At 60.5% G+C, this 5,632-nt stretch carries 3 rRNA genes; all 3 read right to left on the bottom strand.

Annotated features, from left to right (window positions below):
* Positions 1 to 10: 10 nt before the first annotated feature.
* Positions 11 to 127: ribosomal RNA gene (gene rrf, locus E4P41_RS21115) — 5S ribosomal RNA — on the bottom strand.
* 147 nt (positions 128 to 274) lie between these two features.
* Positions 275 to 3,420 (bottom strand): 23S ribosomal RNA (locus E4P41_RS21110).
* A 550-nt stretch (positions 3,421 to 3,970) separates the two neighbouring features.
* Positions 3,971 to 5,497: ribosomal RNA gene (locus tag E4P41_RS21105) — 16S ribosomal RNA — on the bottom strand.
* The 16S, 23S and 5S rRNA genes sit together here, the layout of an rRNA operon.
* Positions 5,498 to 5,632: the final 135 nt, after the last annotated feature.

The following is a 5,632-nucleotide window of genomic DNA, read 5'->3' as shown; positions in this document are numbered from 1 at the left end:
TGGAATGGTTGTCCGGCGGCGTCCTACTCTCCCACCCCGTCTCCGGGGCAGTACCATCGGCGCTGAGAGGCTTAGCTTCCGGGTTCGGAATGGGTCCGGGCGTTTCCCTCTCGCCATGGCCGCCGTAACGCTGTGAACCTGACAAACCAGGCCACCCCCAGGGGGGTGGGGCTGGTGTGTGCGTTCAGAACCGCACAGTGGACGCGTACAACGTTGCGTGCTTGCTGGTCGACCCGTTGCCCCTGGCACGGGGTGTGGGGGTCGTTGTTGTTGTGTGGTCAAGCCCTCGGCCTGTTAGTACCGGTCAGCTCCACACCTCGCGGTGCTTCCACTTCCGGCCTATCAACCCGCTGGTCTGGGCGGGGGCCTTACCCCATTGACTGGGTGAGAGACCTCATCTTGAAGCGAGCTTCCCGCTTAGATGCTTTCAGCGGTTATCCCTGCCGAACGTGGCCAACCAGCCGTGCACCTGGCGGTACAACTGGCACACCAGAGGTTCGTCCGTCCCGGTCCTCTCGTACTAGGGACAGCTCTTCTCAAGTCTCTTACGCGCACGGCGGATAGGGACCGAACTGTCTCACGACGTTCTAAACCCAGCTCGCGTACCGCTTTAATGGGCGAACAGCCCAACCCTTGGGACCTACTCCAGCCCCAGGATGCGACGAGCCGACATCGAGGTGCCAAACCATCCCGTCGATATGGACTCTTGGGGAAGATCAGCCTGTTATCCCCGGGGTACCTTTTATCCGTTGAGCGACACCGCTTCCACATGCCGGTGCCGGGTCACTAGTCCCAGCTTTCGCTCCTGCTCGACCCGTCGGTCTCACAGTCAAGCTCCCTTGTGCACTTGCACTCGACACCTGATTGCCAACCAGGCTGAGGGAACCTTTGGGCGCCTCCGTTACCCTTTGGGAGGCAACCGCCCCAGTTAAACTACCCACCTGACACTGTTCCTGATCCGGATCACGGACCCAGGTTAGACATCCAATTCGACCAGAGTGGTATTTCAACGACGACTCCACGAACACTGGCGTGCCCGCTTCACGGTCTCCCACCTATCCTACACAAACCGAACCGAACACCAATATCAAGCTGTAGTGAAGGTCCCGGGGTCTTTCCGTCCTGCCGCGCGTAACGAGCATCTTTACTCGTAGTGCAATTTCGCCGAGCCTGTGGTCGAGACAGCTGAGAAGTCGTTACGCCATTCGTGCAGGTCGGAACTTACCCGACAAGGAATTTCGCTACCTTAGGATGGTTATAGTTACCACCGCCGTTTACTGGCGCTTGAGTTCTGAGCTTCGCCCCGAAGAGCTAACCCGTCCCCTTAACGTTCCAGCACCGGGCAGGCGTCAGTCCGTATACCTCGTCTTACGACTTCGCACGGACCTGTGTTTTTAGTAAACAGTCGCTTCTCACTGGTCTCTGCGGCCACCCCCCGCTGCCCCAGGCACGCTGGTTCACGGGAAGCGGCCCCCCTTCTCCCGAAGTTACGGGGGCATTTTGCCGAGTTCCTTGACCACAGTTCGCTCGATCGCCTCGGTATTCTCTACCTGACCACCTGAGTTGGTTTGGGGTACGGGCCGCTCGGAACTCGCTAGAGGCTTTTCTCGGCAGCATAGGATCATCCCATTCACCGCAATCGGCTATGCGTCAGGCCTCACCCACATGCCCGACGGATTTACCTGTCGGACGGGCCACACCCTTGCCCCGGCACCACCACTCACCGGTAGGACTACCTTCCTGCGTCACCCCATCGCTTGCCTACTACCAGTCCGGATCCCGCGCTCCACCCAACGAGTCACGAATGACCCACCAGGCTTCGGGCGGTTAGCATCGCCAGGTTCGGCATGGGCGTTCCTTCGCGGGTACGGGAATATCAACCCGTTGTCCATCGACTACGCCTGTCGGCCTCGCCTTAGGTCCCGACTCACCCTGGGCGGATTAGCCTGGCCCAGGAACCCTTGGTCTTCCGGCGGGGGAGGTTCTCACTCCCCTCTCGCTACTCATGCCTGCATTCTCACTCGCGTGGCGTCCACGGCTGGATCCCTCCGCCGCTTCACCCGCCACACGACGCTCCCCTACCCACCCCACCACCTGGCCGACAGACCACAGTCTGCCGACGAGCTACCGGTGGAGTGCCACGGCTTCGGCGGTGTGCTTGAGCCCCGCTACATTGTCGGCGCGGAACCACTTGACCAGTGAGCTATTACGCACTCTTTCAAGGATGGCTGCTTCTAAGCCAACCTCCTGGTTGTCTCTGCGATCCCACATCCTTTTCCACTTAGCACACGCTTAGGGGCCTTAGCCGATGATCTGGGCTGTTTCCCTCTCGACTACGAACCTTATCGCCCGCAGTCTCACTGCCACGCTCTCACTTACCGGCATTCGGAGTTTGGTTGACGTCAGTAACCTTGTCGGGCCCATCGGCCATCCAGTGCTCTACCTCCGGCAAGAAACACGCGACGCTGCACCTAAATGCATTTCGGGGAGAACCAGCTATCACCGAGTTTGATTGGCCTTTCACCCCTACCCACAGCTCATCCCCCAGGTTTTCAACCCTGGTGGGTTCGGTCCTCCACGCGGTCTTACCCGCGCTTCAACCTGGCCATGGGTAGATCACTCGGCTTCGGGTCTAGAGCACGCGACTACCGCCACCCGAAGGTGACACCGCCCTATTCGGACTCGCTCTCGCTACGGCTACCCCTCACGGGTTAACCTCGCCACGCACCACTAACTCGCAGGCTCATTCTTCAAAAGGCACGCAATCACCCACGCCTCGAAAGGCGATTCCAGGCTCTCACGGCTTGTAGGCACACGGTTTCAGGTACTATTTCACTCCCCTCCCGGGGTACTTTTCACCTTTCCCTCACGGTACTCGTCCGCTATCGGTCACCAGGAAGTATTCAGGCTTAGCGGGTGGTCCCGCCAGATTCACACCGAATTCCACGGGCTCGGTGCTACTCGGGAAAAACGTCCGGGAGGACCTGCGTTTTCGTGTACGGGGCTCTCACCCTCTCCGGCGACCCCTTCCAGAGGCCTTCCACTAACACAAGGTCTTTCTCACTCCCCGCCGGTCCGGCAGAACCAGCTGAACGCTCCCACGACCCCGCCTCCACAACCCCTGCCGGGTATCACATGGAAACGGTTTAGCCTCCTCCGCTTTCGCTCGCCACTACTCACGGAATCACGGTTGTTTTCTCTTCCTGTGGGTACTGAGATGTTTCACTTCCCCACGTTCCCTCCACACGCCCTATGTGTTCAGGCGCGGGTCACACCACATGACTGGTGCGGGGTTCCCCCATTCGGACATCCTCGGATCAACGCTCGGTTGGCAGCTCCCCGAGGCTTATCGCAGCCTCCTACGTCCTTCATCGGCTCCTGGTGCCCAGGCATCCACCGTGTGCCCTCAACAACTTGGCCACACAACCACAACACACCCCACGCCCATCCACCCCACCCCGGCACACACACCAGTGCGCACCAGACCAGGACTCGACGATCCGCGGGCTACCCAATCAAAGAAAGATGCTCGCGTCCACTGTGCAGTTCTCAACGAACAACCGGCCACCACCCGACACCACCCCCGCCGAACCCCACCCCCCGGCCACCGCCACCGGCAGCACGAGGAACGAGTGGTACGAGAACCCGGACGGCCCCGACCCGAGACAACAACCCCCACCCACCACCCGGACACACCCACGTGCCCCCCGGTCGACAGGATCCGCTCCCTCAGGACCCAACAGCGTGCCTACGACCCCCACCCACCCCCGACCCCGTTCCCCACCCACCCCCTCAGGAGCAGGCCGTACTAGGAGCCGACCGCAGCCGGCGGCCGAACTGGTCAGCGTTCCACCCTCGAGCACCACCCCACACACACGCGGCCATCCGAGAACCGGACGACCATCCAGGTGCGAGCGCGGCTCCGCACCACCAACCCCCACCGGGGCCCAGCGGTGACGACGCTCCTTAGAAAGGAGGTGATCCAGCCGCACCTTCCGGTACGGCTACCTTGTTACGACTTCGTCCCAATCGCCGATCCCGCCTTCGACGGCTCCCTCCCACAACGGGGTTGGGCCACCGGCTTCGGGCGTTACCGACTTTCGTGACGTGACGGGCGGTGTGTACAAGGCCCGGGAACGTATTCACCGCAGCGTTGCTGATCTGCGATTACTAGCGACTCCAACTTCATGGGGTCGAGTTGCAGACCCCAATCCGAACTGAGACCGGCTTTCTGGGATTCGCTCCACCTCACGGTATCGCAGCCCTTTGTACCGGCCATTGTAGCATGTTTGCAGCCCTAGACATAAGGGGCATGATGATTTGACGTCATCCCCACCTTCCTCCGAGTTGACCCCGGCAGTCTCCCATGAGTCCCCACCATCACGTGCTGGCAACATGGAACGAGGGTTGCGCTCGTTGCGGGACTTAACCCAACATCTCACGACACGAGCTGACGACAACCATGCACCACCTGTGCACGACCCTTACGGACACCCCATCTCTGAAGCTTTTCCGTGCATGTCAAGCCTAGGTAAGGTTCTTCGCGTTGCATCGAATTAAGCAACATGCTCCGCCGCTTGTGCGGGCCCCCGTCAATTCCTTTGAGTTTTAGCCTTGCGGCCGTACTCCCCAGGCGGGGCGCTTAATGCGTTAGCTGCGGCACGGAGACCGTGGAATGGCCCCCACACCTAGCGCCCAACGTTTACGGCGTGGACTACCAGGGTATCTAATCCTGTTCGCTCCCCACGCTTTCGCTCCTCAGCGTCAGTTGCTGCCCAGAGACCCGCCTTCGCCACCGGTGTTCCTCCTGATATCTGCGCATTTCACCGCTACACCAGGAATTCCAGTCTCCCCTGCAACACTCAAGTCTGCCCGTATCGACTGCAGGCCCGGAGTTGAGCTCCGGGTTTTCACAGCCGACGCGACAAACCGCCTACGAGCTCTTTACGCCCAATAATTCCGGACAACGCTTGCACCCTACGTATTACCGCGGCTGCTGGCACGTAGTTGGCCGGTGCTTCTTCTGCTCCTACCGTCACCCCGAAAGGCTTCGTCGAAGCTGAAAGAGGTTTACAACCCGAAGGCCGTCATCCCCCACGCGGCGTCGCTGCGTCAGGCTTCCGCCCATTGCGCAATATTCCCCACTGCTGCCTCCCGTAGGAGTCTGGGCCGTGTCTCAGTCCCAGTGTGGCCGATCACCCTCTCAGGCCGGCTACCCGTCGTCGCCTTGGTAGGCCACTACCCCACCAACAAGCTGATAGGCCGCGGGCCCATCCCCAGCCGGAAACCCTTTCCACCACCAGACCATGCGGCCAGCAGTGAACATCCGGTATTAGCCCCAATTTCTTGGAGTTATCCCAGAGCCGGAGGCAGGTTGCCCACGTGTTACTCACCCGTTCGCCACTGATCCCCACCCGAAGATGGTTCACCGTTCGACTTGCATGTGTTAAGCACGCCGCCAGCGTTCGTCCTGAGCCAGGATCAAACTCTCCGTAGATGCTTGAAACCCCTGACCTGAAGAACCGAGAACTAGCACTCTCGACATCCATCAACCCAAAGAAACCCACAAAAAAGGGGTTCGATACTTGGCACTGACTTTCGGCACGCTGTTGAGTTCTCAAGGAGCGGACGC

Source organism: Geodermatophilus sp. DF01-2 (genome assembly GCF_004571065.1).
In the GTDB taxonomy this organism is placed as follows: Bacteria; Actinomycetota; Actinomycetes; order Mycobacteriales; family Geodermatophilaceae; genus Geodermatophilus.
Note: the sequence above shows the minus strand (reverse complement) of the source record. Positions and strands in the feature narration are given on the sequence as shown.